Here is a 25853-nt window from a genome sequence, read left to right on the forward strand (position 1 = left end):
GGAGAGGGGGCCCGCATGCCGTCGCGGCAGGACCAGTTGCATTCCTACCAGTTCATGGTCCAGCGAGTGGTGGGCGCGCTGGTGATGCGGGAGACCGATCCCGCGCAGTCGCCGTTCCGGCGGGCGGCCGGTGCCACCCTGGCCAGCGTGCTGATCGCGCTGATCGGGATCGGCGGCTCGGTGGTCTACGGGGTCTTCGTCGGCGGTGGTGCGACGAAGTGGAAGGACTCGGCGGTGGTGATCGTCGAGAAGGAGTCCGGCGCGCAGTACGTCTACATCAGCGACACCCAGACCCTGCATCCGGTGCTCAACTACGCCTCGGCGCTGCTCATCGTCGGCCAGCCCGCCCCGAAGACGGTGTCGGTGTCGCGCAAGTCGCTGGAGGGCCAGCCGCGCGGCGTGACGCTGGGCATCCGCGACCTGCCGGAGTCGCTGCCGCCGAACAACCGGCTGCTCTCCGGCGGCTGGACGATCTGCTCGGAGCCGCGTACCGGTGGCGGCGGCGGGCAGCCACAGTCGACACTGCTGATCGGCAGGGCGGCGCCCGGCGGCCGGGAGCTGGGCGACGAGGGCCTGCTGGCGGAGCACCCCAACGGCCAGCTCTTCCTGATCTGGCACAACCGCCGGCACCTGATCCAGAATCCTGACCTGATCATCAGCGCGTTGACCTGGGGCAGCCAGCGGCGGGTGCCGGTGGCGCCGGCCCTGCTCAACGCGCTGCCCGCCGGGGCGGACCTGGACGAGATCCGGATTCCCGACGCGGGTGACCCGTCCGAGGCGGTGCAGGGCGCGAAGATCGGCGAGGTCTTCCTGGTCGAGCGGCAGGGCGGCGGCGGCCAGTACGCGGTGGCCAAGCGCGACGGCCTCTACAACATCACCGAGGTGCAGGCCAACATCCTGCTGACCAAGGACGTCGTGAAGCAGGGCGAGGAGACCAAGCTCTCCCAGGGCGAGTACGGCGCGATGCCGAAGAAGGGCGACCTGGTGCCCGGCAACGACGCGGCGGCACCGGCGACCACGCCGCAGATCGCACCGGCGGAGGGGGGTGTGATCTGCGGCGACGTCCCCGACGACCGTGGGGTGCAGGGCATCCGGATCGGCGCGGACATGTCCGGGATCCCCGACCCGCCCGCCACCTCGGCACAGTCGGCGCGCGGCGGTGCGCTCGCCGACCAGGTGGTGCTGGAGCCGGGTCGCGGTGTGGTGGTCGAGGCGACCGCCTCGCCCGGTGCCACCGGCGGGGCCATCTCGGTCGTCACCGACCAGGGCCGGCGGCATCCGGTGACCAGCGGCGAGGTGCTGGGCAACCTCGGCTACGGCGCCGCCAAGCGGGTACGGATGCCGAGCACCCTGGTCACGCTCATTCCGGACGGACCGGCGCTGGATCCGGCGAAGGCCCGGGACCGGGCCGGCGTGCAATAGGGCGAGCGGAGAAGTGCGCTGGTGGGAGAGAATATCGGTGACCGTCGGTAGCCGACGGTCCGGTTCATTGCGGTACGGGTTTGTCCACAGGGTGCCCAGAGGGGGTATCCAAGCCTTGCCCTGGCCCGCTACCGTCGGCTACGGAAGTAATTGCCAAGTTGTGCCGTGACCCTGCGGGGGTGGCGGACACGAGCCGGGGGTCCACAGTGGGCGTCCCGGGTTGACGACGAGTTAAGGGAGCGGGGTGACTTCGGGGGTGTCCCAGACGCAGGCAGAAGCCGCGGTGATGGAACAGACCGCCACGAAGTTCGAGTCGGTCGACCAGTCGCTGCAGAGCATGCTCAGCAGCCTGATGGGCGAGCTCGAGGTGTTGCAGAGCGCGTGGCGTGGTGCTGGTGGCCGCTCGTTCGAGCAGGTCAAGCAGCAGTGGTCGCAGAACCAGGAGCAGATCCACCGCGCGCTGCGCGAGACGGCGACCGCGATCCGTACCTCCGGCCAGCAGTACGACGCGTCCGACACCGAGGCGTCGAGCCGGATGAACGCCACCAACGCCGGCGGCATGACGCTGCCGCTCTGATTTGACCGGGGAGGGAAGATCCGATGAGTGACGGCCTTCTTGTCGTCAATTTTGCCGCGTTGCAGCAGGCCAGCGCGGATATCCAGAAGGCGCTGAACACGCTCGACTCGCAGCTGGACCAGCTGGAGTCGGACGCCGCGCCGCTGGTCAACACCTGGGAGGGCGAGGCGCAGCAGGCGTACTTCCAGCGCCAGACCAAGTGGCGTCAGGGTGCGCAGGAAATGTCCACCATGCTGCGTGACATCAAGATGGCGTTGGACGAGTCCGCCGCCGACTACCTCAGCACCGAGAAGAAGAACACCGGCCTGTTCCAGTAAGGCCTTCCCGCACCACCCAGACTGCCCCGGGCTGCCGCGATCCGCGCCGCACCCGGGGCATCTGCTTGCGCGTACCGCCTCCGGGCGCGTCGGCACCCTGCCGGTGGCGAGGGCTAGGACGCCTCTCGGGAGGGTTGCCGGGACGCCGGGGCGGCGGGACGCCAGCCGCGGCGCGCTCCCCGGGGCAGTACGACGGCGAGCAGCAGCGCCAGCAGTGCGACGGTGCCGGCGAGGCCGGCGACCCAGAGCGCCCGCTCCTGGCTCTCCGAACGCCGCTCCGCCCGGGCCACCTCCACCGGGTCGACCCGGTGCGGTGGCAGCCCAGCGGCCTCCTGACGCCGGGCCGGTGCCGCCGTGTCGGTGACCGCCCGGTACGGGTTGAGCAGCCCGGCCCCGTAGGCGTCTCGGTCGGAGCCCGGCACCGGATCGGTGGCGGCGAGCAGCCGCTGTGTCACCTGCCGCGCGTTCAGCTCGGGCCAGTACTGCCGGATCAGTGCCACGGTGGCGGTCACGAACGGGGTGGCGAAACTGGTGCCGTTGTCCAGCAGGTGCCCGCGCTCCGGTGCCGCGATCACGACGTTGCCACCGGGGGCGACCAGGTCGACGTAGTCGCCGCGCTGCGAGAACTGGGAGACCAGCCCGTCCTCGCCGACCGAGCCGACCCCGATCACCCCGTCGTACGACGTCGGGTACGGCCTCGGGTTCTTGTCCGTGTAGAGGTTTCCGGCGGCGGCGACGATCACCACGTCCTTCTCCAGGGCGTACTCCACCGCCCGCTTGAGCGTTGGGTTGTCCTGGTAGTAGACGATCGAGAGGTTGATCACGTCCGCCCCGTTGTCGACCGCCCAGCGGATCGACTCGGCAAATTTTTCGACGGTTACGCTTTCGCCCGATTCCTTCCCCTCGATGACCTTCTTCTCGGAGACCCGTACCGGAAGGATCTTGACCTGCGGTGCCAGTCCCCGGAAGGGGACCCCCTCCCGGGGGGTGGCGGCGATGATGCTGGCCGCGCCGGTGCCGTGCCGGACGCAGTCCCGCGTACCGTCCAGGCCGGGGTTGAGGTAGTCCCGCCCGGGCAGCACCCGTCCCTTCATCTGCGGGTGCGTCTTGTCGACGCCGGAGTCGATCACGGCGACCGTCACGCCGGCTCCGGTGGCCAGCGGTGCGAGCCGCTCAGGGGCGTACCGCTGTTGCGCCCACGGCATCGTGGTGATGGGCTGGGCGGGTGGGGTGTTGTTGTCACAGCCGGGCAGGACCCGCTGGGCGACCGGCGGGGCGAGCGGTGCCGCCGTGGCCGGGCCGGCGGCGATCGGCGGGACCACCAGTATGGTGACGGCGCCGATCAGCGTGAGTCGTATTGTCCGGCCAGGCATCGGTCGCCTCCGAAATTGGTTCGGTCCGCCATCGGGCCGGATCGTCAACGCTTCGACCCGCCCACCGGATGCTATCGGTGGATCGTCGGCGACGGCATCCACCGCCGGCCAAGCATTGTGATCCGGTCCCCACCTTGTAGGTTGTACGCGATGCTTGTGGCCTGTTCGGCGAGAGGGAGGTGGCCGTGACCGAATGGGAGCCGGCCACCGAGACCGAGGCCGCGATGCGGGACGCACTGCGCGCGGGCGACCAGGAACTCTATTTCCGCATTCTCGCCCGTACCGATCTGCTGCTGCCGGTCTCCGCCGAGGCGCTCGCCGGGCGTGCGCCGATGGGTTGGGGCACCTGGACCACCGGCGGCCGGACACACGTACTCGCATTCACCTCCACCGCCGCCCTGCGCGCGTGTCTTGCCGAGAACGCCGGATCGACCCGACGGGCAGCCTATCCGGAGTTGGCGGCCGGCTGGCCCAACCCGGAGTGGTGGCTCGCGGTCAATCCGGGCCTGCCGATCGAGGGATACCTGCCCGCCTGGTTCGTCTCCCAGCTTTCCCGGGGCGATGTACGACTCCCCGGTCGCAGCATGGGCGCGCGGGCGCGGCTGGAGCAGGTCGAGCGGGCCGCCCGGGCCCGGGCCACGGCGGCCGTGCCGCGTCGCCCGCCGGAGGGGCCGCCGCACCGGGCCGAGCCCGAGCCGGCCGGGGCGTTCCGGCCGGTCGAGCCGGACGGGATGCCGTTCCGACCGGCTGGGTCCGACGGGTTGCCGCTGCGTTCGCCCGGCACGGCGCGGGAGTCGGCCGAGTTCTTCCGGCCGGTGGACGCGGATTCGCCGGGGCTGCCGCCGCGGTCACCCGAGGCGTTCCAGGAGCCGGTCGAGGCGTCTCAGGAGCCGACCGAGTCGTACCGCGAGCCGGCCGAGTCGTACCGCGAGCCGGCCGAGTCGTCCTGGTCGGTCGAGTCGTCGCGGGAGCCGGTCGAGTCGTTCCGTGAGTCGATCGATACGTACCGGGAGCCTGTCGAGTCGTCCTGGCCGGTGGAGCCGGTGCGGGAGCCGGTCGAGCAGTCCCGGCCCGACGAGACGGCGACCGAAGCCGCTCCGACGATGATGCCGCCGGCCGGCGAACCAGCCGCGACGGCCCCGTCGTCGGACGATCCGACAGTATTCCCCTCGTCTCCGGCACCGGCACCGGTCCCGCCGACCGGCACCCCGGCCACGGTGCCGGTGATCGCCCCGACGCCGGCCCGCAGCGGGTTGGGCGGAGAGTTCGGCAGCCAGATCTCCGAGGACACCTCGGCGGGCTGGATGACACCGGCGGGACCGGGCCGACCCACCTCGGCGAGCAGGGCGAACGGGAGTTCCGGCGCGGAAACGCCGGCTGCTCCGCCGTCCTCGGTGTCCGCGCCGCCGTCGAGCGATGCGCCGGCCGCTCCGCCGCCGGCCTGGCACGGTCCCGTCGGCCAGCAGCTCGACCGGCCCATCGAGGCGGTGGAGACTCCGCAGGAGCGGCCCGGTGGTCCGGTCGCCCAGCGGACGCCGCCGCCGGAGGCTCCGGCGCCGCAGCCCTGGACGGCAGCACCCGGGCACGCCGAGCCGTCGCTGTTCACCCCGGTATCCCGGCGCCCGGCCGACGACGCACCGGCCGATCCGGTTTCCGCGAGCCGGCCCGCCACCGATCCGGTTTCCGCGAGCTGGACTGCGGCCGATCCGGAAGCGACCGGCCCCGAAACCGTCGGAGCCGGTCCGACCGAGCCGATCCGGACCGGCACGGGCCTCAGCCAGTCGTTCGACGGCCACTCGTTCCCGACAGGCTCTCTGACGATGGGCTCGCTGCCCACCGAGAACCTCACCGCCGCCCCGACACCCAGCGAGCAGTTCTCCACCGGCCCGGCCGGCATCGGAGAGGCCACCGCCGGCCGACCGGCGCGCGAGCAGTTCTCCGCCGGTCCCGGTGTCCGTGAGCGGTTCGGCGCGGCCTCGTCGGTCACCGGACAGTTCTCCGCCGGTCGAGTCGCCGAGCAGTTCTCCGCCGGCCGATCGGCCCGGGCGCAGTACGCCGCCGGTACCCCCGTCGACGAGCAGTACGCCGGTGCCCAGGTCACCGAACGGTTCCCCGTCGGCCCGCAGGTCACCGAGCAGTTCGATTCCGCAACGGCTGCGACCGAACCGATCTCCACTGGAATGCCCCCGACGCACCAGACTCCCGCCGGAGCGGCCCCGACCGAACCGACCCCGGCCGGGGCGGCCGGCGGCCGGCAGCCGGACGCTGTCCCGGGTACGAGCGGACCCGCCGCGCCCGAGGCGCCGGCCGGCGGCGTCGTCGCCGAGGCACCGGGCGGGGCCGATCCGGCCCCCGCCCGCCGGCTACCGTCGGATTTCACCCCGGCCAACGAGGTCGAGCAGAGCCTGCTCGACGCGGCCGGTGACGGCAGTACCGACACGTTCCTCTCCACCCTGCTGCTCGCCAGGGTGCTGTTGCCGGTGGCGTTCAACTCGGCCCCGGGCGCCCGACCCGGTGACGACGGTTTCGAGTGGCGTACCGAGCTGCTGGACGGGGAGCGCTACGTCGTGGTGTTCACCTCGCCGGAGCGGCTCGGTGACCACCTGCCCGAGACCATCGACACGGTCGAGGTCAAGTTCGCCCGGTTGATCCGGCGGTGGCCGGACGACAACTACTCGTTCGCGGTCAACCCGGGCACCCCGGTCGGGGCGAAGCTGCCGGGTGGGCAGATCGTCGCGCTGGCGAACTGGGCCGCCGAGGTGGGGCTCGGCGACGACACCGGCGAGCCGGCCCCGCAGGCTCCGGCCGAGGAGGAGGCGCCCCGGTCGACGTACGCGCCGGCTCCGGAGGACCCGGGGCGGCCGACGATGATGCAGAAGACCATCGCCCCCAGCCAGCTCTCCTACTATCTCGACCGGGGCTACGACCGGGTGTCGGGCTTCGTGCACCGGGCGTCCGAGGTCGCCCACCTGCGCACCCCGGCGAAGCTCTACGCCGCGCTCGGCCTCAACCACCCGGGGTCGCCCTTCGACCGGGACGCCGAGGAGATCTACGTACTCCGCTGGCCGGCGTACCGGCCCAGCCTCTACCGGATTCCGTACGGTGGGCAGAACGAGGCCGCCATGCGGGCGATGGAGGGCTGGGTGATCGAGCGGCCGCCGTTCCGGGGCAACGGGTTCGCGCCCGGCGAGAGCAGTGACGTGGTGGCCGAGTTCAAGGTGGACAGCGTACGGCTGCCGCACGGCGCGCAGTTGCACCGGATCGGTCTCGACGGCACGGAGCGGCTGGTGGCGACGCTGGACTGCGACGTACCCGTCTGGCGTCGGGCCGAGGAGGACTGATGCGCGACGGTTACGTTGCCCAGTGGCGCGGCCGGGAATACGATGCCAGCCCGGCCGGTGACGACGTGCGCCTCTACCAGGCGGAACCGGGCGAGGGCTTCGAGGAGGTCCGTCCCGGGCGGTACGTCCGGGTGGTGGCCGCGGCCGAGGTCGGCGAACTGGTCTACGTCCGGACCAGGTGCTCGTGGCAGGGCCAGCCCTTCATCGTGCTCGCCCAGCACGACAACTGGCTGCGGGTGGAGTACACCGGCGGCCGCTGGCCGGTCGCCGAGGCGATGGGGCTGGAGGCGTTCGACTTCGGCGTCTACCAGGGCTGGGCACCGGCGGCCGAGGTGACCGACCTGCGCGAGAACCGCGCCTAAGGCGTTCTCCGGGCGGCCGCCCGGCGGCCCGGGCCGGGGACGGTCGGCACGGCCGTCAGGACTTGGCCCAGCGCAGCACCTCGCCCAGCACCAGGTCGGTCGCCTCGACGTGCGGGAAGTGGCCGACGTCGTCGAGCAGCCGCCACTCGTACGGGGCCACCACGTAGCGGCTGGAGCCCTGGGCGGTACGCGGCAGCGACGCCTGGTCCAGGGCGCCGTGTAGTTGCAGGGTCGGGGTGACCAGCGGCTTCTGCATCAGCTTGACGAACCGGTAGCCGTGCAGCCGGAGCACCGACCGGAACGCCCACCGGTAGCCCTCCATCGCGCAGAACGCCGCCTGCGGGATCCGCATCGCCTGCCGGCAGCGCTCCGCGTAGTCGGCGAAGCCGGGGCTCTCGACCCAGCGCGGCCCGCCCCAGCGTTGCAGGAAATAGCCGACCAGCGCCGCGTCGTCCCGGGTCAGCACGTGCTCGTAGCGGGGGATCTGGAACTTCAGCGCCGGGGTGGCCGCCGCGAACTGGCCGCGCGGGTCGGCGAAGATGCCGGCGCGCAGCCGCAGCGGGTGCGGCGCGGCGAGCACCACCAGCCGGCGGACCAGGCTGGGATGGAAGGAGGCGGCGGTCCAGGCGATCATGCCGCCGGCACCGGCACCGACGAGTACCGCCGAGCGTTCGCCGAGGGCCCGGATCAGTCCGGCCACGTCGGCGGCGAGGGTGTAGCCGTCGTACCCCCGGGGCGGCTTGTCGCTGGCGCCGTAGCCGCGCAGGTCGACGGCGACGGCCCGGTAGCCGGCGTCGGCGACCGCCGGCAGCATCTCGTGCCAGGCCCACCAGAACTCGGGAAAGCCGTGCAGGAAGAGCACCAGCGGCCCGCTGCCGGCCTCGACGACGTGGAACCGGCTGCCGTTAGCGCCGACGAAGCGGTGCGTCCAGGGCCCCTCCACCAGTACGCAGGACTCGTCGACGACGGACCTGCGGCCGGCGCCGCGCTCGCTCATCCGGCCCTCCCCGGTGTGCCGGCGGGCCCGGCCGCCGTGGCCGGTCGACTGCGCCGGTCGGCGTTCCGGGCGTCGGGACGCAGCCGGCTGCCGCCGCCGCGCCGCTCCTCGCTGACCTGGCCGGTTCGCTCCGTCATGTCGACAGCCTAGGGCCACCGGTGCGGGACGGATCCGCCGCAACCTACGGATCAGGGGATCGTCCGGGAATTTCCCGGGCCGCCCGCGCCGGGGCCGGGGGCTCCTGACTACGGGATCAGTAACGCCGGTGACGTCGACCGGGCCGGCCGGTTAGCGTGCTGGCATGACTTCCGCCCGTCGGCTAGACCACTCCGACCTGCCGGTGCCACTGGTCCGGGTGCAGGGCACCCCGGCCGAGTGCGGTGCCGGGTACGGTGCTGCGGCCCGCGACCTGATCACCGCGAACCTGGAGTTCTACCTGCGCCGGTTCCGCGACGAGGGCGGGTTGGACGACGCGGCGGTGACCGCCGCCGGCCGGGCCTTCCGGGAGGCGACCCGCCGGCACCATCCCCGGGTCGCCGAGCTGCTCGACGGAGTGGCCGAGGGGGCCGAGGCCGAGGTCGAGCGGATCTACGCGTTGAACGCGCGTACCGAGCTGATCTACGGCCGGCACCGGGACGGCGGGTCCGTCCCGCCGCCGGACGCCGGTGCCGGTGGGTGTACCGCCGCCGGAGTGCTCGGCACCCACACCGGCAACGGCCACCTGCTGCTCGGGCAGAACTGGGACTGGCATCCGGACCAGCGGGACGTGATGTTGCTGTTGGCCACCCGGGACGAGCGCGGGCTGACGGTGCTGACCCTGACCGAGGCGGGCATGGTCGCCAAGACCGGGCTGAACTCGGCGGGTGTCGGTGTCTGCGTGAACATGCTCGGCTGCGATCGGGACGGGCTGCCCGAGGTCGGGGTCGAGCCGGGGGTGCCGTACCACGTGCTGCTGCGGGCGGCGTTGGAGGCGGAGAGCCTGACCGAGGCGCTGAAGGCCGCCTTGCGGGGCAACCGGAACAGCTCGATCAACCTGCTGCTCGGGCAGGCGGCGGAGGCCGGCGGCGAGTTGATCGACCTGGAGCTGGTACCCGGGGACGCCGGCTGGCTGCACCCGGTGGACGGGTACCTCACGCACGCCAACCACCTGGAGACGGGCTTGCCGGTCTACGACACGATCAAGGATTTCGGCGGCTCGTCGCTGTTCCGGTCCGCCCGGGCCAGGCGGCTGTTGGCGCCGAAGGCGGCGGTCGGCAAGGTCGGCGAGGGTGACCTCGCGGCGCTCTTCCGGGACCATGCGAGTTTTCCGCACGCCATCTGCCGGCACGTCGACGAGCGGATGCCGCCGGCCGAGCGCTCCGAGACGGTCTACTCGGTGCTGCTGGACCTGGACGACCGTCGGTTCGGCATCGCGGCCGGGCCGCCCTGCGAGCACCGGTACGGCTGGCTGGACCTGGCCGCCGGCTGACCGCGTCGGGCGCGGACGCGAGCGGGGCCGGAAGCGCTGCGCGCGCGTCCGGCCCCCGCCCGGGTAACTCGGCTCGGTCGCCCCCCCCTCACTTTGTGTTCTTGATGATCGCCAGGTCACTGATGAGGCGGTTCTCCAACAGCAGCTCGATCTTGGTGCCGGTGCCGGCGACCTTGACCGAGTTCATCGGGTTCTGCGCCGACCAGTACCGGTTCGGGTCCGAGTCGTTGAAGACCGTCACCGGGTTCAGCTTCGGCACCGTGGTCGCCACCCCGTTGAGGTGGAACGTCTGCGCCGGCTTGGCGAACCGGCTGAACGTGGCGTCGTAGCTGCTGCGCCGGTTGGTGACGTTGCCGACCCCGGGCACCGTGATCGGGCCGGGCCGGACGTCGACCGGCAGGTTCAGGCCGAAGCCCGGGTGCACGATGGTGTCGTTGTCCTCGTACGCGTAGTTCACGTACCAGACGAGCAGACCCTGCGGGTTCTTGAACCGCTCCACCCAGTCCGGCTTCGAGTTCTGCCAGCCGAAGTTGTACGGACCGGTCTCCAGGGTCTTGTCGTACCCGTAGTAGGTCCGGTATTCGGCGATGTAGAAGCGCGGACGCAGCTCGGTGACCGAGCCGACCGAACGGGTGAAGCCGCGGGCGGTCCACTCCGGCTGCTCGGTCTCCGCCCCGTCGGTCCAGACCGGCGTACCGTTCTTGACCAGCGAGATGTTGTCGAAGAACGCACCGGCGAAGTTGGTGCCGTTGTCGCTCTGGTAGCGGTAACGGAACTGCACCGTCTTGCCCAGGTACGCGGCGAGGTCGTAGTTCAGGTCGACCCACTCGTCGTTCGTGGAACCGTCGATGCCGGCCTCGCCCGGCTCGATCAGCGGGTTGGTCAGCTTGGCCCAGGTGGACCCGCCGTCCGTCGACACCTCGGCGAAGAGGTAGTCGAAGTTCTCCTCGATCTCGTACCACGCCTTGGCGTTGACCGAGGCGCTGGTGGCACCGCTGAGGTCGAGGGTCCGGGTCAGCGTGTTGTTCAGGTTGTCACCGGTACCGCTCCACCACTCGCGCTCGCCGGCGAACGGAGTGTTGTACGGGATGGTGACCTCCTGGCCGGGTAGGTTCACCACGGTCGCCTGGGCGAGACCGTCGGTGTCGCCGGCCGCCCCGAGGGTGGCGTACGTGGTGCCGCTGTCCCAGTCCACGGTCGAGTAGTTCAGCCAGCCCAGGTAGAGCTTGGACCACGGATCCATGTAACCGGGCTTGGTGCCGATCTCCTGCTTGCCCTCGTTGAGCCAGGAGCCGGAGGCCATCAGGCTCCAGAACCCGACGCCGTTGTCGCCGCCCTGGGTGTCGTACAGGTCGGGCAGGCCGAGGTCGTGGCCGTACTCGTGGGCGAAGACGCCCAGGCCGCCGTTCTCCGGCTCCGTGGTGTAGTCACGGATCCAGAGCCCGCTGTCGCCGATCTGCACCCCGCCGGCCTTGTTGAACTCCGGCCCGGCCGAGCCGGCCAGGTCGGTGAAGGCGGCCCAGCGGTGCGACCAGATCGCGTCCGCGCCCTGCGCGCCGCCGCCGGCCTCCTCGCCCTCACCGGCGTGCACCGCCTGGAAGTGGTCGACGTAGCCGTCGGCCTCGTTGAAGTCGCCGTCACCGTCGTGGTCGTACCGGTCCCAGACGTCGAACTGCGCGAGGTACTGCTTGATCTGCTCCGGGGTCTTGCCCGCCGCGACCTGCGACTCGTACCAGGCGGTGGCGGTGTCCTTGACGAAGTTCCAGTAGCCGTCCCGCTCGGCGATCTCGTTGCTGCCGTACCGGGCCTCGTTGAACGGGACCTTGACCCAGTCGCTGACGTCGCCGCCGACGGTGTACCGGCCGCCCGACTGCTTCAGGTAGAAGTCGGCCATCGACTCCTTGCCCTCGGCGTAGAAGAGGTCCAGGTACGACTGGCGGTTGTAGTCGGCACGCCAGATCGTGCTGTTGTCGTCGGTCGCGCCGCCGTCGTAGACCCGGTCCGGCTGCTTGATCTGGTTGTGCAGCGGGCCGTCGGTGCCGCCGGTACGCGGGTCCTTCTGGTTGCCGAACTCGACCAGGATGCTGAAGATCGGGTCGCTCTTCGGCGGCTGCTGGTATTCGACGAACCGGTCAGCCTTGATCTGGATGACCTTCGACCCGTTTCGGGTCTGTAGCTTGGCCTTGCCGGAGAGCAGGGCGGAGATGGCCTCCCTGCGGACCTGCTGGTGCTCCTCCGCGAGCGGGTCGGGCAGGTTGTCGGCCCGGTGGGCCGCACCCTGGGGTTCCCGGTCCACCGGGGCAGGCGCCGCCGGAGCGGCGGACGCCGGCACGGCGACCGCGCCGGCGGCCAACAGCGCGGCCGTGGCACCCGCCAGACCGGCTGTGACTCGTCTCCTCAAAGGTCCTCCTCCTTTGTGGAAGTGTTACAAGACAGGCCGGCTGTTGGCGGGCGCTGTCATCAGAAGCGACCACCACAATTGCAGATCGACCGAACCCTGTCACGGGTCGAGCACGGCTCGTCGGGGTAGTCGGATCCACGTCTAATCAGGGCGAAAGCATTCTAACGGTCACCTATTTTCGGACATGCGAATGTCACGATTCGGCCACAGCGGGAACCCTGGCCGTTCGTACCACGTCCGCGCGGCGGTAACCGTGTATGTGAAGCCGGCTCCGCGCACCGGCTCGTACCCGCTGACCAGCCCGACCACTCCGGCCCGGACGACGATGGGCGGACCCGGAGCGGGTCCGCCCATCGTGTTGCCTGCGGTCTCGGCGGCGACCGCCGCCGGCCCGGCCGGCGCCGGTTCAGTCCTCGTCGGACTTGCCGGAGTGCATGCCGGAGGAGATCAGGTCCATCACCGAGGAGTCCTGCAACGTCGTGACGTCACCGAGCGAGCGGTTCTCGGCCACGTCGCGCAGCAACCGGCGCATGATCTTCCCGGAGCGGGTCTTCGGCAACTCCGGCACCAGCATGATCTGCCGGGGCTTGGCGATCGGGCCGAGGGTCTTGGAGACGTGCTCACGCAACTCGGCGATGAGCGCCTCGCCCGCGTTCCCCTCGCTGTCGACGGAGCCGCGCGGGATGGTGAAGGCGACGATCGCCTGCCCGGTGGTCGGGTCGGTCGCGCCGACCACCGCCGCCTCGGCGACCGACGGGTGCGAGACCAGCGCCGACTCCACCTCGGTGGTCGAGATGTTGTGCCCGGACACCAGCATCACGTCGTCGACCCGGCCGAGCAGCCACAGGTCGCCGTCGTCGTCCTTCTTCGCACCGTCACCGGCGAAGTAGAGCCCCTCGAAACGGGCCCAGTAGGTGTCGATGAACCGCTGGTCGTCGCCCCAGATGGTGCGCAGCATCGACGGCCACGGCTCGGTCAGCACCAGGAAGCCGCCGCCACCGTTCGGCACCGGCTGCGCCTGGTCGTCCACCACCTCGGCGCTGACTCCCGGCAGCGGGCGCATCGCGCTGCCCGGCTTGGTCGAGGTCACCCCGGGCAACGGAGAGATCATGATGCCGCCGGTCTCGGTCTGCCACCAGGTGTCGACCACCGGGCACTCGCCCCGGCCGATGTTCTCCCGGTACCAGATCCACGCCTCCGGGTTGATCGGCTCGCCGACGCTGCCGAGCAGGCGCAGCGAGGAGAGGTCGTACTCCCGGGGGATGTCGTCGCCCCACTTCATCATGGTGCGGATCAGGGTGGGCGCGGTGTAGAGGATGGTCACCCGGTGCTTCTGCACCAGCTCCCAGAAGCGGCCCCGGTGCGGGGTGTCCGGGGTGCCCTCGTACATCAGCTGGGTGGCGCCGTTGGCCAGCGGGCCGTACACGATGTAGGAGTGCCCGGTCACCCAGCCGATGTCGGCGCTGCACCAGTAGACGTCGGTCTCGGGCTTCAGGTCGAAGACCGCGTGGTGGGTGTAGGCGACCTGGGTCAGATAGCCGCCGGAGGTGTGCAGGATACCCTTCGGCTTCGCCGTCGTGCCGCTGGTGTAGAGGATGAAGAGCGGGTGCTCCGCGTCGAACGCCTCGGCGGTGTGCTCGGTCGAGGCGGTCTCCACCGTCTCGTGCCACCACAGGTCCTTCTCGTCGTTCCAGGCCACCTCCTGCCCGGTACGCCGGACCACCAGCACCCGTTCGATCGTCGGACACTTGGCGACCGCCTCGTCGACGGTCGGCTTCAGCGCCGACGGCTTGCCCCGGCGGAACCCGCCGTCGGCGGTGATCACGACCTTGGCGCTGGCGTCCTGGATCCGGTTGGTCAGCGCGTCGGCGGAGAAGCCGCCGAAGACGACGCTGTGGGTGGCACCGATCCGGGCGCAGGCGAGCATCGCCGCCGCCGCCTCCGGGATCATCGGCAGGTAGATCGCCACCCGGTCCCCGGCGGTGACCCCGAGGTCGGTCAGCGCGTTCGCCGCCTGGCTGGTCAGGGCCAGCAGGTCGGCGTAGGTGAGGGTGCGGGTGTCCCCGGGCTCGCCCTCCCAGTGGATGGCCACCCGGTCGCCGTGCCCGGCGGCGACGTGCCGGTCCAGGCAGTTGTAGGCGACGTTGAGCTTCCCGCCGACGAACCACTTCGCGAACGGCGGGTTCGACCAGTCGAGGACCTGGTCCCACTCCCTGGCCCAGTCCAGCCGGCCCGCCTGCCGGGCCCAGAACGCCAACCGGTCCCCGGCGGCATCCTCGTAGGCGTCCGCGGTGACGTTGGCGGCGGCGGCAAGGTCGGCCGGCGGCGGGAACTGCCGGGTCTCCTGCAAAAGGTTTGCCAGAGTCTCGCTCATGGTGGGTGGCTCCTCAGGCATCGCGTCAGTGTCGTTCGGTAGGAGGTTAATCGGGCCTGGTAGCCGGGGCGAGGGGTCCATGCCACTCGCGCGACCAGACGCGCCGAATGGCCGCGCTGCGGCGCTCGCCGGTCAGGGCCGCTTCCGGCGCCCGGCGCCGGCCCGCGCTGACCGGCAACTACGGTGACAGCATGGCCGCCGACCCGCTCGCCCCGCTGCTGGACCTCGCCGACGTCGCGCCCGCCGTCGACCGGGCCCGCGAGCGGGTCGACCAGGCGCTGCGGCACCGCGCGTTGCGCCGGCACGGCGGCCAGGTCGCGGCCGAGGTAAGCCTCCGGTCCGCGGTGGCCAGCTCCGCCCTCGAGGGGTACGCCCACGAGCGCGAGACGGTCCGCGCGGGCACCGTGACCGACCCCGTGCTGCAAGGTGCCCTCCGGGTCGCCGGTGCGCTGCCCGGGCTGGCCGACCTCTGGCCGAAGGCCCCCCGTCAGGTGCTCGCCCGGCTGCACACCCTGGCCGCCCGCGCAGCGGTACCGGAGGAGGCGCTCGGCCGCCCCGCCCCGGAGTACGCCGCCGAAGGGGCCGGCGTGCCGCACGCGCTCGGCGCCCGGCTGGACGGGCTGGCCGGACTGGTCGCCGGTGGCACGTCGGTCCCGCCGGTGGTGCTGGCTGCCGTCGTACACGGGGAACTGCTGGCGCTGCGACCCTTCGCCGGGCCGTCCGGGGTGGTCGCCCGGGCCGCCGCCCGGCTCACCCTGCTCTCCACCGGCTTCGACCCGCGCGGCCTGGTCGCGGTCGACCTGGGGCACCTGGAGCGCGAGCCGGAGTACGTCGGCGCGGCCGGCGCCTTCGCCACCGGTACGCCGGACGGGCTCCGCTCCTGGCTCCGGCACTACGCGACGGCGGTGGAGATCGGCGCGGAGCGGCTGACCGAGATCGGCGACGAGGTTCTGGCGAGCCCGCCGCCGGCCGACGGCAGGTAGGAGAGGCGACGGCAGGTGGTCAGGCGGTGGTGGCGCGGGCCCGGCGGTGCCGGCCGTACCAGGCGATGCCGATGGCGACCCCGACGCCGACCCCGATCGCCGCCGCCGCGACCGGCACGGCGGGACGCTCCCGGAGCCGGCGACCGAGCGGTACGGGGTGCCGGAACTCCAGCACCGGCCAGCCGTTCTCCACAGCGAGCTTGCGCAGCGCCCGGTCCGGGTTGACCGCGCTCGGATGGCCGACACACTCCAGCAGCGGGCGGTCGCTGATCGAGTCGGAGTAGGCGTACGACGCGGTGAGGTCGTAGCCGCGCTCCTTGGCCAGCTCGCCGACCGCGTCGACCTTGCTGGGGCCGGCGGCGTAGAACTCCACCTCGCCGCTGTACCGCCCGTCCACCACCGTCATCCGGGTGGCGATCACGTCGGCGACACCGAGGAGTTCACCGATCGGCCGGACCATCTCCTCGCCGGAGGCGGAGACGAGTACGACGTCCCGGCCGGCCGCCTGGTGCTCCTCGATCAGGGCGGCGGCCTCGGCGTACACGTATGGGTCGATCAGCTCATGCAGCGTCTCGGCCACGATCTGCCGGACCTGCTCCACCGGCCAGCCCTTGCACAGGGTCGCCAGATAGTCGCGGGTACGCGCCATCGTCTGCTCGTCGGTGCCACCCAGCCGGAACATCAGCTGGGCGTACGCGGACTTGACCACGTCGCGGCGTGTGATCAGCCCGTCCCGGTAGAACGGCCGACCGAACGCCAACGCGCTCGACTTGGCGATGACGGTCTTGTCCAGATCGAAGAAAGCGGCGCTTCGGCCCACGGCGCGAAAGTCTAGCCGGATGGTCTATGGTCAGCGGGTGCGCGGGGTCACGTTTGGCACCTGCCGACCGGTTACCCCCTGATCGGCCGATCAGCCTCGGCGTGATCACGGTCACAGGGTGAAGGCGGACTTTCGCAGGGAGTGGAAGTTAACGCCACTCGACGTATACGGGTCGACTCAGGCATGCTTGTAGTTGCGACACACTTTCATATCCTCTGTGCTCGGTAGACCTCGGCGGTCGCACCCCCCGTGACCGCCGGGCGGGTTCGGCTCGACCCCCCCGGAGCCGAACCCCAGACGACCCCCGTCTCCCCCCGACGGGGGTCGTCGCTTTTGGCGGTAAAGCGCATTCACGCTGGTCACGATGGTCGAGGCTGTTTCCGGTACCGGGTTGCGGCCGGTCCGCGTTCCCGGACGGCGCCCGTCGCGCCGCGCCACCCGTCGGGCGGAGCACCGGTACCGGGTACGGGCCGGAGCGCGATCCGGTGCTACTCAAGTGATCCCTCGCCTCCTACTCAAACAACGGGCCCCGCTACCCGTGCGGTCGACCCGGTCGCCCGGCGCAGGCGGTTGCCCGGCTCCAGGCCCCGGTTGCACGGTGCCGGCCCGGTTGCTATGCGAAGTCGGCGGCGGTGATTCCGTCGGCGTGTCCGGGTGGCCACTGCACCAACTCGATCCGGTAACCGTCCGGATCGGTGAGCCACGAGGTCTGCGGGCCGTGTGCACCGGCGGGTCGTTCCACCGGGCCCGGCCAGAGGCCAGCCCTGATCAGCGCGTCGACCGTGCCGGCGAGGTCGTCGACCTGGACGACGAGGTGGCTGAACCCGGTGCCCACGTCCACCGGTCCGGCGGCCGGCCGGTGCACCAGCTCCAGCGTCACGACATCCTCGTCCGGAAATTTCAGCACGGTCAGGCTCGCGCCGTCCCCGACGTCGATGCGGCCGACCGGGACGTACCCGAGCGCGGTGTAGAAGGCGAGCGACGCGGCGAGGTCCGAGACGCGGTACGCCGTGTGGAGGGTCTTCACCAGGCCAACCATACGAGGACGGGGCCGATACGGCGCGGCTCCCACCGCCGTCCCGGCCGGCCTGGCGTCGACGTGCGACGATGCGTCGACGTCCCGGCGGGCTACTCGTGGTGCAGGGCCTGGGCGAGCGTCGTCGCGGCCTGGGCGGTGATCGCCTGCGCGGCCTGGGTGGTGGCCAGCGGGTCCAGCATCGCCGCGTCGTGGATGATGCCCTGGTAGCGCACCTGGGTCACCGGTACGCCGGCTCGGCGCAGCTTCGCCGCGTACGCCTCGGCCTCGTCGCGCAGCACGTCCGCCTCGTTGGTGGTGATCAGGGTGGGCGGCATGCCCCGGAGCTGCTCCGGACCGGCCCGCAGCGGTGACGCCATCGGGTCGGACCGCTCGGCCCGGTCCGGCAGGTACTGGTCCCAGAACCACATCATCTGCTCCCGGGACAGGTAGTAGCCGCTGCCGAACTCCTGATAGGACGGGGTGTCGAAATCGGCGTCGGTGACCGGATAGAGCAGTATCTGCCGGGCGAAGCACGGCCCGTCGCGCCGGCTGGCCAGCATCGTCACCACCGTCGCCAGGTTGCCGCCCACCGAGTCGCCCGCGATGGCGATCCGGGTCGGGTCCAGGCCGTAGTCGTCGCCCTCGCTGGCCAACCACTGCGCGACCGCGTAACACTCCTCGATCGCGATCGGATAGCGCGCCTCCGGCGCCCGGCTGTACTCGGGAAAGACGATCGCCGAGTTGGACCGTACCGCGAGTTCGCGGATCAGCCGGTCGTGGGTGAGGGAGTCGCCGAAGACCCAGCCGGCGCCGTGGATGTAGAGCACCGCCGGCAGCATGCCGCCGACCCCGCGCGGCCGCATCATCTCCTCGGCGGCGGCGCGGAGGCGGTCGCCCAGCCCGCCGCCCGGACCGCCGAGCCGGCCGGCGCCCCGGGGCTTGACGATTCGGACCGGTACCTGCCCGGTGGGGCCGCCGGGCACCATGATGTCCTCGATGTCGACCTCCGGGCGGGGGGTGCTGCCCGACTGCATCTCGACCAGCTTCGCCCGCCCCTTCTCCGGTGCGAGCTGGAACGGATACGGCGGGTTGGCCGTCGCCCGGACCACCTCCTGCGCGGCCGGTTCCAGTACCACCGAGGTCATGCGCACGGACTGCGCCATCACGGCTCCCTCTCCCGATCTGCACGGTTGCGTCGCGCGGTAGCGACCACGCGGCTCGGTTACCCCCGCCGGTGGCGAATATGGCCTGGTCGCCGCAGGCCGGCGAACCCCTTCGGGTACGCGGGAAGCCGCTCGTACCCGTCGCCGGGATCGCCGCTGGCGGCGCTGGTGCGCATACCAGATCCACTGACTCGACGGGGGTTGTCCACAACCACCCCAGTTATCCACAGCACGGATTTCCGGTGCCGGCAACGGAGGTTTCGGGACGCCAAGGTGTGGCGGTAACCGGACCGCCCGTTGGAGCCGGATTCCCCCCGCTGGAGGACGTGATGCCACCGCGTACCCCGGTCCGCCCCGGACCGCGCCTGCCCCTGGTCGTGACCTCGGACAACGAGCTACTTGACGAGCTGCTCCGGCTGGCGGCGGCGGGCGGCGGCGAGGTGGAGGTGGCCGCCGAACCGGCGACCGCCCGGTCTCGCTGGGCCGCCGCACCGCTGGTGCTGGTCGGCACCGACCAGGCGCAGGCCTGCCTGCGGGCGAGGTTGCCCAGGAGACCCCGCGTCATCCTGGTCGGCCGCTCCGGGGAGGAGGACGGCGGCTGGGAGGTCGCCGGGCTGCTCGGTGCCGAACACGTCGCCGTGCTGCCGGCGGCCGAGCCGTGGCTCGTCGACCGGTTCGGCGAGTGCGTCACCGGTCGCGGCGGTGCGGTGGGTGGCCCGGCCCGGATCGTCGCGGTGATCGGCGGGCGCGGCGGGGCCGGCGCGAGCGTACTGGCCGGTGGGCTCGCCATCACGGCGGCCCGGTGCGGCCTGCGTACGCTGCTGGTCGACGCCGACCCGCTCGGTGGCGGCCTCGACCTGGTTCTCGGCTGGGAACAGTTGGAGGGGCTACGCTGGCCCGCGCTCACCGAGGCGGACGGCCGAGTCGACGCGCCGGCGCTGGTCCGGGCGCTGCCCAGCCGGGGTGACCTGGTGATGCTCTCCTGGGATCGTGGCGACCTGCTGGCGCTGCCGGTCGAGGCGATGGCGGCCACCATGGACGCCGGCCGGCGCGGCCGCGACCTCGTCGTCGTCGACCTGCCCCGGCAGCTCGACGACGCGGCGGTGATCGCACTCCAGGCGGCCGACCAGGCGTTCGTGCTGGTCCCCGCCGAGTTGCGGGCGACCGCTGCGGCGGCCCGGGTGGTCGCGGTCGCTGGACTGCACTGCGCCAACCTCTCGGTCATCGTGCGCGGCCCCGCTCCGGGCCGACTCAAGGCCCGCGAGGTGGCCCGGGCGCTCGACCTCCCGCTGGTCGGCACGCTGCGGCCCGAGCCGGGACTCTGCCGCAACCTGGAACGCGGCGAGGCCCCGGCGGCGGCCGGACGCGGTCCGCTCGCGGCGCTCTGCCAACGCATCATCACCGACCTCACCGGTGCGGCCGGCGTTCCGGTGGAGGCCCGATGAGCATCCGGAATGGTGCCGCCCGCCGTCACCCGGCTCGGAGGGGTGCCGCCCGCACCGAGGCGGCCCGGCCGTGAGGCACGACCTTGCCGCCCGGGTCCGGCGCCGGTTCGCCGCCGAGGGGACGACGGTGACCCCGGCCGCCGTCGTCGCGGCGGTACGTGCCGAGCCCGGCGCGGCCGTCCTCGGCGACACCACCGTGTTACGGATGGCCACCCGGGTGCACCACGACCTGGTCGGTGCCGGTCCGCTGACGCCGCTGCTCGCCGACGACCAGGTCACCGACGTGCTGGTCAACGGGACCAAGGTCTGGGTCGACCGGGGCACCGGGCTCTCCCCGGTGTCGGTTCCGCTCGGCGGCCCCGACGAGGTACGCCGGCTCGCCCAACGGCTCGCCGCCGCCTGCGGTCGACGGCTGGACGAGGGCAGCCCGTACGTCGACGCCCGCCTGCCGGACGGTACCCGCCTGCACGCCGTACTGCCGCCGGTGGCGACCAGCGGGCCCTACCTGTCGTTGCGTACCTTCCGCCAGCGCCCGTTCACCCTCGACGACCTGGTACGCCACGGCACCCTGCCCGGTGCCGCCGCCGCGCTGCTCGCCGCGGTGGTCGCCGCCCGGCTCGCCTACCTGGTCGTCGGCGGAACCGGTTCGGGCAAGACGACCCTGCTGAACACGTTGCTCGGGCTGGTGCCACCGACCGAACGGATCGTGCTGGTCGAGGACGCCGCCGAACTGCGGCCGGTGCATCCACACGTGGTCGGACTTCAGGCCCGGACCTCGAACGTGGAGGGTGCCGGCTCGGTCGGGCTGAGCGACCTGGTGCGACAGGCCCTGCGGATGCGTCCCGACCGGCTGGTGGTGGGCGAGTGTCGGGGCGCCGAGGTGGTCGACCTGCTCTCCGCCCTCAACACCGGCCACGACGGCGGGGCGGGCACCCTGCACGCCAACGCCCCGGCGGACGTACCGGCCCGGCTGGAGGCACTGGGACTGCTCGGCGGCCTGCCCCGACCGGCCCTGCATGCCCAGGTGGCCGCCGCACTCCAGGTGCTGCTCCAGGTACGCCGCGCGTCGACGGGACGGGTGTTGGAAGCGGTCTGCCTGTTGCTGCCGGCGGGTTCGGAGCGGCTGGTCACCGTCGTACCCGCCTGGCGTCGGGACCGGGGTCTCGGACCAGCCGCTCCGGCACTGGCGGCGCTGCTCGCCGAGCGGGGAGTGCCGGTGCCGCCCCTGCTGGAGGCCGTCGGCACAGGTCGGACCGGTTGCTCCGGTGTCGCCACCGGCACCGCGCCCCGGTCGTGGCCGCAGCCCTCCGCCCGTCGGGAGATCACTCGGGGTGCGCCGTGACGAACTGGTGGCTGGCAGGTGCCTGCCTGGCCGGCGCGGCGCTCCTGGTCGGCTGGCCGGCCGGCCGCGCTCGGGTCCGGCGCAGGGCGGTGGTCGGCCGGCGCGACGGCGTACGCCTCGGGCTGCGGCGCCATCCGGGAGGAGCCGGACCGGCAGCGGTCGACTCGGCAGGTCCGCCGGTCTCCTGGGCGACCGCGCTGGATCGGCTGCTCGCCTCGGTGCCGCCCTGGCGGGCCGTGGTCGTCGGTGTCGTGCTGGGCGGCGTCGGCGGAACGCTGGCCGGCGGCCCGGTCGCGGCGCTCGCCGTGGCCGCCTACACCGGAATGGCGGTCCGCGGTCTGTTGCGCCGCCGGGCCGGCCGGTGGGCCGAACGGGCACACCGCGGCCAGCTCGACGCACTCTGCGGCCTCGCCGCCGACCTGCGAGCCGGGCTGCCGCCGTCGACCGTCATGCTGGCGGCCGACGGATCGGACCGACTCGCCGGTCTCGCCCGGTCGGCGGTACGCCTGGCCGAGCAGACCGGCGCGCCCCTGGCCGACCTTCTGGAGCGGATCGAGGCCGACGCCCGGGCGATGGACCGGGGGCTCGCCGCCGCCGAGGCGCAGGCGGCCGGTGCCCGTGCCACCGCCTGGCTGTTGGCGGGGTTGCCGGCCGGCGGCATCGCGCTGGGCTACGGCATCGGCGTCGACCCCCTGGCGATCCTGTTGCACACCCCGATCGGTGCCGCCTGTGCGGTCGGCGCCGTCACCCTGCAACTCGCCGGCCTGTTCTGGGCGGGCCGGCTCAGCGGCGCCGTCCGTACCGGCAGAACCGACCGTGAGGCCGGCCAGTTCGCTTCGGCCGCCACCTCGGGGCGCTGACGATGATGCGGATGCTGGTCCCGGGAGTTCTGATCGGCCTCGCCCTGCTGCTGGCGCTGGTCGGGGTTCCTGCCCGCCGGTCGTCCCGGGGGCGGCTCTCCGCACTCGGCATCGTCGGGCCGTCCACCCCGGCGGCCAGGCCGGCGGAGTGCCGGGCAGGCCACGCCAGCACCTACCCGCGCAACGTTCTCGACGAGCGCGGCGACCGACAGTCGGGACGCGGACGGGACAGGGGTCGGCGCGGGTGGGGCGAGAGCACAGTGGGCTGGTCGGGCCGGATCGACCTGGTCCGGCTGGCCGCCGGGCTGGCCGGGCTGGCGGCCGGAGTTCTGCTCGGCGGCTGGCTCGGCGTACTGCTCGGAGCGACCACGGCGGTCGGCCTCGACCGGTTGCTCCGCCGGCTCGAACCAGCTGCCGTGCGGCGACGTCGGCTGCGTGAGTCAGCCGATCTGCCGCTCGCGGCCGACCTGCTCGCGGCGGCACTACGGGCCGGCGCACCGGTCGACCGGGCCGTCTGCGCGGTCGCGGAGGCACTCGCCGGTCCGCTCGGCGAGCGGCTCACCGAGGTCGGCCGGACCCTCCGGCTCGGCGGTACTCCGGAGGAGGCGTGGGCGCGCCTCGGGCCGGTGCCGGGCGCGGAGCGGCTGACGTCGGCGGCGGTCCGCTCCTCGGCGAGTGGGGCGGCGCTGGCCGGGGCGTTGACCCGACTCGCCGACGACCTGCGGGCCGACCGGGTCACCGGGGCCGAGGCGGCGGCCAGGCGGGCCGGGGTGCTGATCGTGTTGCCGCTGGGCCTGTGTTTCCTGCCGGCCTTCATTCTCGCCGGCCTGGTGCCGGTGATCGTCGCCGTGCTCGGCGACGTGCTCTGACCGATCCGAGAAGGGAACTCCATGCTGCGCAAGTTGACCGTCCGGCTCCGTGGCGATGCCGGGATGAACACCGCCGAGTACGCCGTCGGCACCCTCGCCGCCGTCGCCTTCGCCGGGATCCTGCTGAAGGTACTCACCTCCGGCCGGGTGCAGGCCGCACTGGCGAGCGTGATCGACCGGGCCCTGTCGTGAACCGGCGCCGGCCGGTCGACCACGACCGGGGCTCGTTCACCGCCGAGTTGGCGGCCGGCCTGCCGGCGCTGGTGTTGCTGCTGCTCGCCGGGCTCACCGCCGTCAACGCGGTGACCACCAAGGGACAGTGTGTGGACGCGGCGCGGGAGGCGGCCCTGGCCACCTCCCGCGGTGCGCCGGGGATACCCGCCGGGGCGCGGGCGGCACCGGCGGGGGCGACGGTGTCGGTCTCGGTGACCGGTGACCGGGTGGTCGCCACCGTACGGGCACCGGTGCGCGCATTTGGTGCGCGGTTGCCCCGGTTGACGGTCAGCGCGATCGCGGTGGCGGCGGTAGAACCGGGTGCACCGGAGCCGCTCTCATGAGAACGGCCGCGGACCGCATCCCGCCCCGGGCCCGTGACGGACTCGACTGGAGTCGGTGCGACCGGCCCCGGTGCCGATCAACTGTGCAGCGTCCGACTGGCCGAGGAGACCACCCGATCTCGCGATCCGGCGGGGCCGATCGGGGCAGCGCCACCCTCTGGCTGCTCGCCGTGGGACTGGTACTCGTGGTGTTCAGCCTTGGCGCGGCGGCGATCGGCGCCGCCCGGGTGGCCCGGCACCAGGCCCGGGTCGCGGCAGACCTCGGTGCGCTCGCCGGAGCCGTCCACGTGCTGGAGGGGCCGGATCGGGCCTGTGCCCGGGCAACGGCCATCGCCGCCGCGAACAGCGCCCGGATCACCGGCTGCACGCTGGACGGCCTCGATCTCCTGGTCACCTCCGAGGTGACGGTCGAACCCCTGCCGGGGATGACCAGGGTCGCCCGCGCGACAGCCCGAGCCGGGCCGGTCCGCGGCGAGGAGACCGGCCCGGTTGCCACCTAGGCGAAGATCACCGGCTCGCCGGCCCTACCGGGCAGCCGGCGGTGTCGGCGGTGGCAGGAGCTGCACGGTGGGACTGCTGCTGGCGTTCCACGACGCGTCGTACGCGACAACGTAGATCGTCTCGTAGCCGCCGCGCGGCGCGATCACGGCGGTGTTGGTGCTGACCTTGGCCTCGACCCGAATCTCGTCCACCGCGAACACGTGGTAGACGTGGTATTCGACCACGCCGATGTCGTCCGTCGCCGGTTCCCAGGCGACCAGGTACCCGTTCGGGGTGACGGCGGTGACCACGGGGGCGCCCGGTGGGCTGGGCGCGACGGTGTTGTCACCGCTGCGCGGGAAGCTCGGCGGCTGCCGGACGGAGGTACGGGCGGAGAACCCCGACGTGTTGCCGGCCGCGTCGCGAGCGGTGACCGAGAAGTGGGTCTGGGCCGCCGTCGGAGCCAGTTGCAGGGTCAGCGGGGCGTTGTCCGGTACGACCCGGGCCAGGTACTGCGTGTAGAACTGGTCGCCCTGGTAGACGTAGTACTGCGTCACTCCGACGTTGTCGGTCGAGACCGGCCAGGTGATGGTGACCGCACCCGGTACGACGGAGAGCACCTGCGGCCGGCCGGGCGTGGTCGGTGGCTGGATGTCCGGGGCCGACGGCTCCACCAGGACGTTGTCGAACCATCCGGTGGCGTAGCTGGTGCTCAGGCCGATCCGGCCCTGGCGGAACTGGCCGTCGATGGCGGTGACCGAGGCGGACCCGAGTCGCCCGACGAGTTGGTCGCCGCGGAGGGCGAGCCGCAGCGTCTGCCAGCCACCGATCGCCGCCGTCACCGGGGCGGAGGCGAGCACGGTGGTCCGACCGGAGACGAGCTTGCCGAGTTCGAGCTGACTGTTCCCGCGAAGGTTCAGGTAGTAGTGGCTGGTCGTGGAGTGGACCCGGGCGAGCAGCCCGATCGAGGAGCGCGCGCTGTCCAGCGCGGTCGGCCTGACCTCTGCGCTGACCGTGTAGTCGGTCCAGTTCGGGTCGCCACTGCGGGCAGTGGCGAGGGCGCTGCCCGAACGCTGCCGGTACGCCTGCGTGGTGTCGCCGCCGACCGACCACTGTCCGCCGACGGTCGACCAGCCGACCGCGTTGCCGTCTTCGAAGTCGTCCGTGAACAGCGGCGCCGCCACCACCCCGGCGCCGGTGAGCCCCGCGCCGTCCGTGAATCCTCTGGTGTCCGGGCGCGCCTTGACGTCCGCGTTCGCGGCCACTGCGGCTTCTGCGGCCACTGCGGCGTCGTCGACCGCGCTGGCGACGGTCGAGGGCAGGACGATCGCGAGGGCGGCGGTGCCGACCAGCACCAGCCCGGCGGCGATCGGAGCCATCGGGGCGTACGGGCGGCGGCGGGCGGGTCGGTCGTGGCCGACCACGGTGCTGACGGGGATGGACACGGCGGCGACCTGCCTTCGGGAGGGTACCGGGCGGAGCCAGAGCCACCGGACCAGCGGCGATGACTGAGCGTGAGGAATATCAACTGTATGTGTGGAAATTTGAGCGTGTCAATGCGATCACGAGGGGTGCGGCTTCGCCCGAATGTGATCGGTGCGCATCTATTGACTTAGTTTGGAGGCAAAACTAAATTTCCGGTGAGCGATGTCGCGCGCGCCATCTCCACGCCGCAGTCGAGCTG

General features: G+C 72.4%; 23 protein-coding genes. 14 read left to right on the top strand and 9 right to left on the bottom strand.

The window, feature by feature from the left end; genetic code table 11:
• The first annotated feature begins 15 nt into the window (after positions 1 to 15).
• The 3 genes from eccB (at position 16) to V1634_RS00705 (ending at position 2316) form a co-directional block, all read left to right on the top strand.
• Positions 16 to 1422, top strand: a complete 1407-nt coding sequence (eccB, locus tag V1634_RS00695) for a type VII secretion protein EccB (protein WP_331205756.1) — start codon at positions 16 to 18, stop codon at positions 1420 to 1422.
• A gap of 256 nt (positions 1423 to 1678) precedes the next feature.
• Positions 1679 to 1999 carry a WXG100 family type VII secretion target gene (locus V1634_RS00700; RefSeq protein ID WP_107262201.1) on the top strand — a complete coding sequence of 107 codons (321 nt, stop codon included), beginning with the start codon at positions 1679 to 1681 and terminating at the stop codon, positions 1997 to 1999.
• A gap of 23 nt (positions 2000 to 2022) precedes the next feature.
• Entirely contained in the window at positions 2023 to 2316 is a 294-nt protein-coding gene (locus tag V1634_RS00705) for a WXG100 family type VII secretion target (RefSeq protein ID WP_331205757.1), read from the top strand.
• Positions 2317 to 2429: 113 nt separating this feature from the next.
• On the opposite strand, the gene mycP is transcribed toward V1634_RS00705, so the two are convergent.
• Positions 2430 to 3689, bottom strand: coding sequence for a type VII secretion-associated serine protease mycosin (gene mycP, locus V1634_RS00710; protein WP_331205758.1), 1260 nt, complete (start codon positions 3687 to 3689; stop codon positions 2430 to 2432).
• A 185-nt stretch (positions 3690 to 3874) separates the two neighbouring features.
• Here mycP and V1634_RS00715 point away from each other — a divergent pair, with 185 nt between their 5' ends.
• Complete coding sequence (locus V1634_RS00715) at positions 3875 to 7030, top strand: SseB family protein (protein ID WP_331205759.1); 3156 nt, start codon at positions 3875 to 3877, stop codon at positions 7028 to 7030.
• Complete coding sequence (locus tag V1634_RS00720) at positions 7027 to 7392, top strand: hypothetical protein (protein ID WP_331206090.1); 366 nt, start codon at positions 7027 to 7029, stop codon at positions 7390 to 7392. Before V1634_RS00715 ends, V1634_RS00720 begins: the two co-directional genes overlap by 4 nt.
• Before the next feature lie 55 nt (positions 7393 to 7447).
• Here V1634_RS00720 and V1634_RS00725 read toward each other — a convergent pair whose 3' ends face one another.
• Both V1634_RS00725 and V1634_RS00730 read right to left on the bottom strand, forming a co-directional pair.
• A complete protein-coding gene (locus V1634_RS00725) occupies positions 7448 to 8389 on the bottom strand; it encodes an alpha/beta fold hydrolase (RefSeq protein ID WP_107262209.1) in 942 nt (313 codons plus the stop codon).
• Positions 8386 to 8526, bottom strand: a complete 141-nt coding sequence (locus tag V1634_RS00730; protein ID WP_331205760.1) for a hypothetical protein — start codon at positions 8524 to 8526, stop codon at positions 8386 to 8388. Before V1634_RS00730 ends, V1634_RS00725 begins: the two co-directional genes overlap by 4 nt.
• A 164-nt stretch (positions 8527 to 8690) precedes the next feature.
• On the opposite strand from V1634_RS00730, the gene V1634_RS00735 reads away from it, so the two are divergent.
• Positions 8691 to 9857, top strand: a complete 1167-nt coding sequence (locus tag V1634_RS00735) for a C45 family peptidase (RefSeq protein WP_331205761.1) — start codon at positions 8691 to 8693, stop codon at positions 9855 to 9857.
• An 88-nt stretch (positions 9858 to 9945) separates the two neighbouring features.
• Here the strand turns inward: V1634_RS00735 and V1634_RS00740 are convergent, their stop codons facing one another.
• Together V1634_RS00740 and acs are read right to left on the bottom strand one after the other, a co-directional pair.
• Positions 9946 to 12258 carry an immune inhibitor A domain-containing protein gene (locus V1634_RS00740; RefSeq protein WP_331205762.1) on the bottom strand — a complete coding sequence of 771 codons (2313 nt, stop codon included), beginning with the start codon at positions 12256 to 12258 and terminating at the stop codon, positions 9946 to 9948.
• Between the two features lie 406 nt (positions 12259 to 12664).
• On the bottom strand, positions 12665 to 14632 hold the full coding sequence (acs, locus tag V1634_RS00745; protein WP_331205763.1) for an acetate--CoA ligase: 1968 nt from the start codon (positions 14630 to 14632) through the stop codon (positions 12665 to 12667).
• 191 nt (positions 14633 to 14823) lie between these two features.
• Here acs and V1634_RS00750 point away from each other — a divergent pair, with 191 nt between their 5' ends.
• A complete protein-coding gene (locus V1634_RS00750; protein ID WP_331206091.1) occupies positions 14824 to 15615 on the top strand; it encodes a Fic family protein in 792 nt (263 codons plus the stop codon).
• A 19-nt stretch (positions 15616 to 15634) separates the two neighbouring features.
• Here the strand turns inward: V1634_RS00750 and V1634_RS00755 are convergent, their stop codons facing one another.
• The 3 genes from V1634_RS00755 to V1634_RS00765 form a co-directional block, all read right to left on the bottom strand.
• Positions 15635 to 16435, bottom strand: a complete 801-nt coding sequence (locus V1634_RS00755; protein WP_331205764.1) for an HAD family hydrolase — start codon at positions 16433 to 16435, stop codon at positions 15635 to 15637.
• Between the two features lie 613 nt (positions 16436 to 17048).
• Positions 17049 to 17462 carry a VOC family protein gene (locus V1634_RS00760; protein WP_331205765.1) on the bottom strand — a complete coding sequence of 138 codons (414 nt, stop codon included), beginning with the start codon at positions 17460 to 17462 and terminating at the stop codon, positions 17049 to 17051.
• Positions 17463 to 17563: 101 nt separating this feature from the next.
• Positions 17564 to 18616, bottom strand: coding sequence for an alpha/beta hydrolase (locus V1634_RS00765; RefSeq protein ID WP_331205766.1), 1053 nt, complete (start codon positions 18614 to 18616; stop codon positions 17564 to 17566).
• Between the two features lie 329 nt (positions 18617 to 18945).
• Between V1634_RS00765 and ssd the strand changes: the two genes are divergently transcribed.
• The 7 genes from ssd to V1634_RS00800 all read left to right on the top strand — a co-directional run bounded on the left by ssd (position 18946) and on the right by V1634_RS00800 (position 24189).
• Complete coding sequence (gene ssd / locus V1634_RS00770) at positions 18946 to 20061, top strand: septum site-determining protein Ssd (protein WP_331205767.1); 1116 nt, start codon at positions 18946 to 18948, stop codon at positions 20059 to 20061.
• 70 nt (positions 20062 to 20131) lie between these two features.
• Entirely contained in the window at positions 20132 to 21403 is a 1272-nt protein-coding gene (locus V1634_RS00775; RefSeq protein ID WP_331205768.1) for a TadA family conjugal transfer-associated ATPase, read from the top strand.
• On the top strand, positions 21400 to 22263 hold the full coding sequence (locus tag V1634_RS00780; protein WP_331205769.1) for a type II secretion system F family protein: 864 nt from the start codon (positions 21400 to 21402) through the stop codon (positions 22261 to 22263). Before V1634_RS00775 ends, V1634_RS00780 begins: the two co-directional genes overlap by 4 nt.
• A gap of 260 nt (positions 22264 to 22523) precedes the next feature.
• Entirely contained in the window at positions 22524 to 23132 is a 609-nt protein-coding gene (locus V1634_RS00785) for a type II secretion system F family protein (RefSeq protein ID WP_331206092.1), read from the top strand.
• A 21-nt stretch (positions 23133 to 23153) separates the two neighbouring features.
• Positions 23154 to 23324 carry a DUF4244 domain-containing protein gene (locus V1634_RS00790; RefSeq protein ID WP_331205770.1) on the top strand — a complete coding sequence of 57 codons (171 nt, stop codon included), beginning with the start codon at positions 23154 to 23156 and terminating at the stop codon, positions 23322 to 23324.
• Complete coding sequence (locus V1634_RS00795) at positions 23321 to 23689, top strand: TadE family type IV pilus minor pilin (protein ID WP_331205771.1); 369 nt, start codon at positions 23321 to 23323, stop codon at positions 23687 to 23689. The genes V1634_RS00790 and V1634_RS00795 overlap by 4 nt, the downstream gene beginning before the upstream one ends.
• Before the next feature lie 83 nt (positions 23690 to 23772).
• Positions 23773 to 24189, top strand: coding sequence for an Rv3654c family TadE-like protein (locus V1634_RS00800; protein ID WP_331205772.1), 417 nt, complete (start codon positions 23773 to 23775; stop codon positions 24187 to 24189).
• A 24-nt stretch (positions 24190 to 24213) separates the two neighbouring features.
• On the opposite strand, the gene V1634_RS00805 is transcribed toward V1634_RS00800, so the two are convergent.
• A complete protein-coding gene (locus V1634_RS00805) occupies positions 24214 to 25614 on the bottom strand; it encodes a fibronectin type III domain-containing protein (RefSeq protein ID WP_331205773.1) in 1401 nt (466 codons plus the stop codon).
• Positions 25615 to 25853 lie beyond the last annotated feature (239 nt).

Origin of the sequence: Plantactinospora veratri (genome assembly GCF_036421995.1) — a bacterium.
GTDB lineage: Bacteria > Actinomycetota > Actinomycetes > Mycobacteriales > Micromonosporaceae > Plantactinospora > Plantactinospora veratri.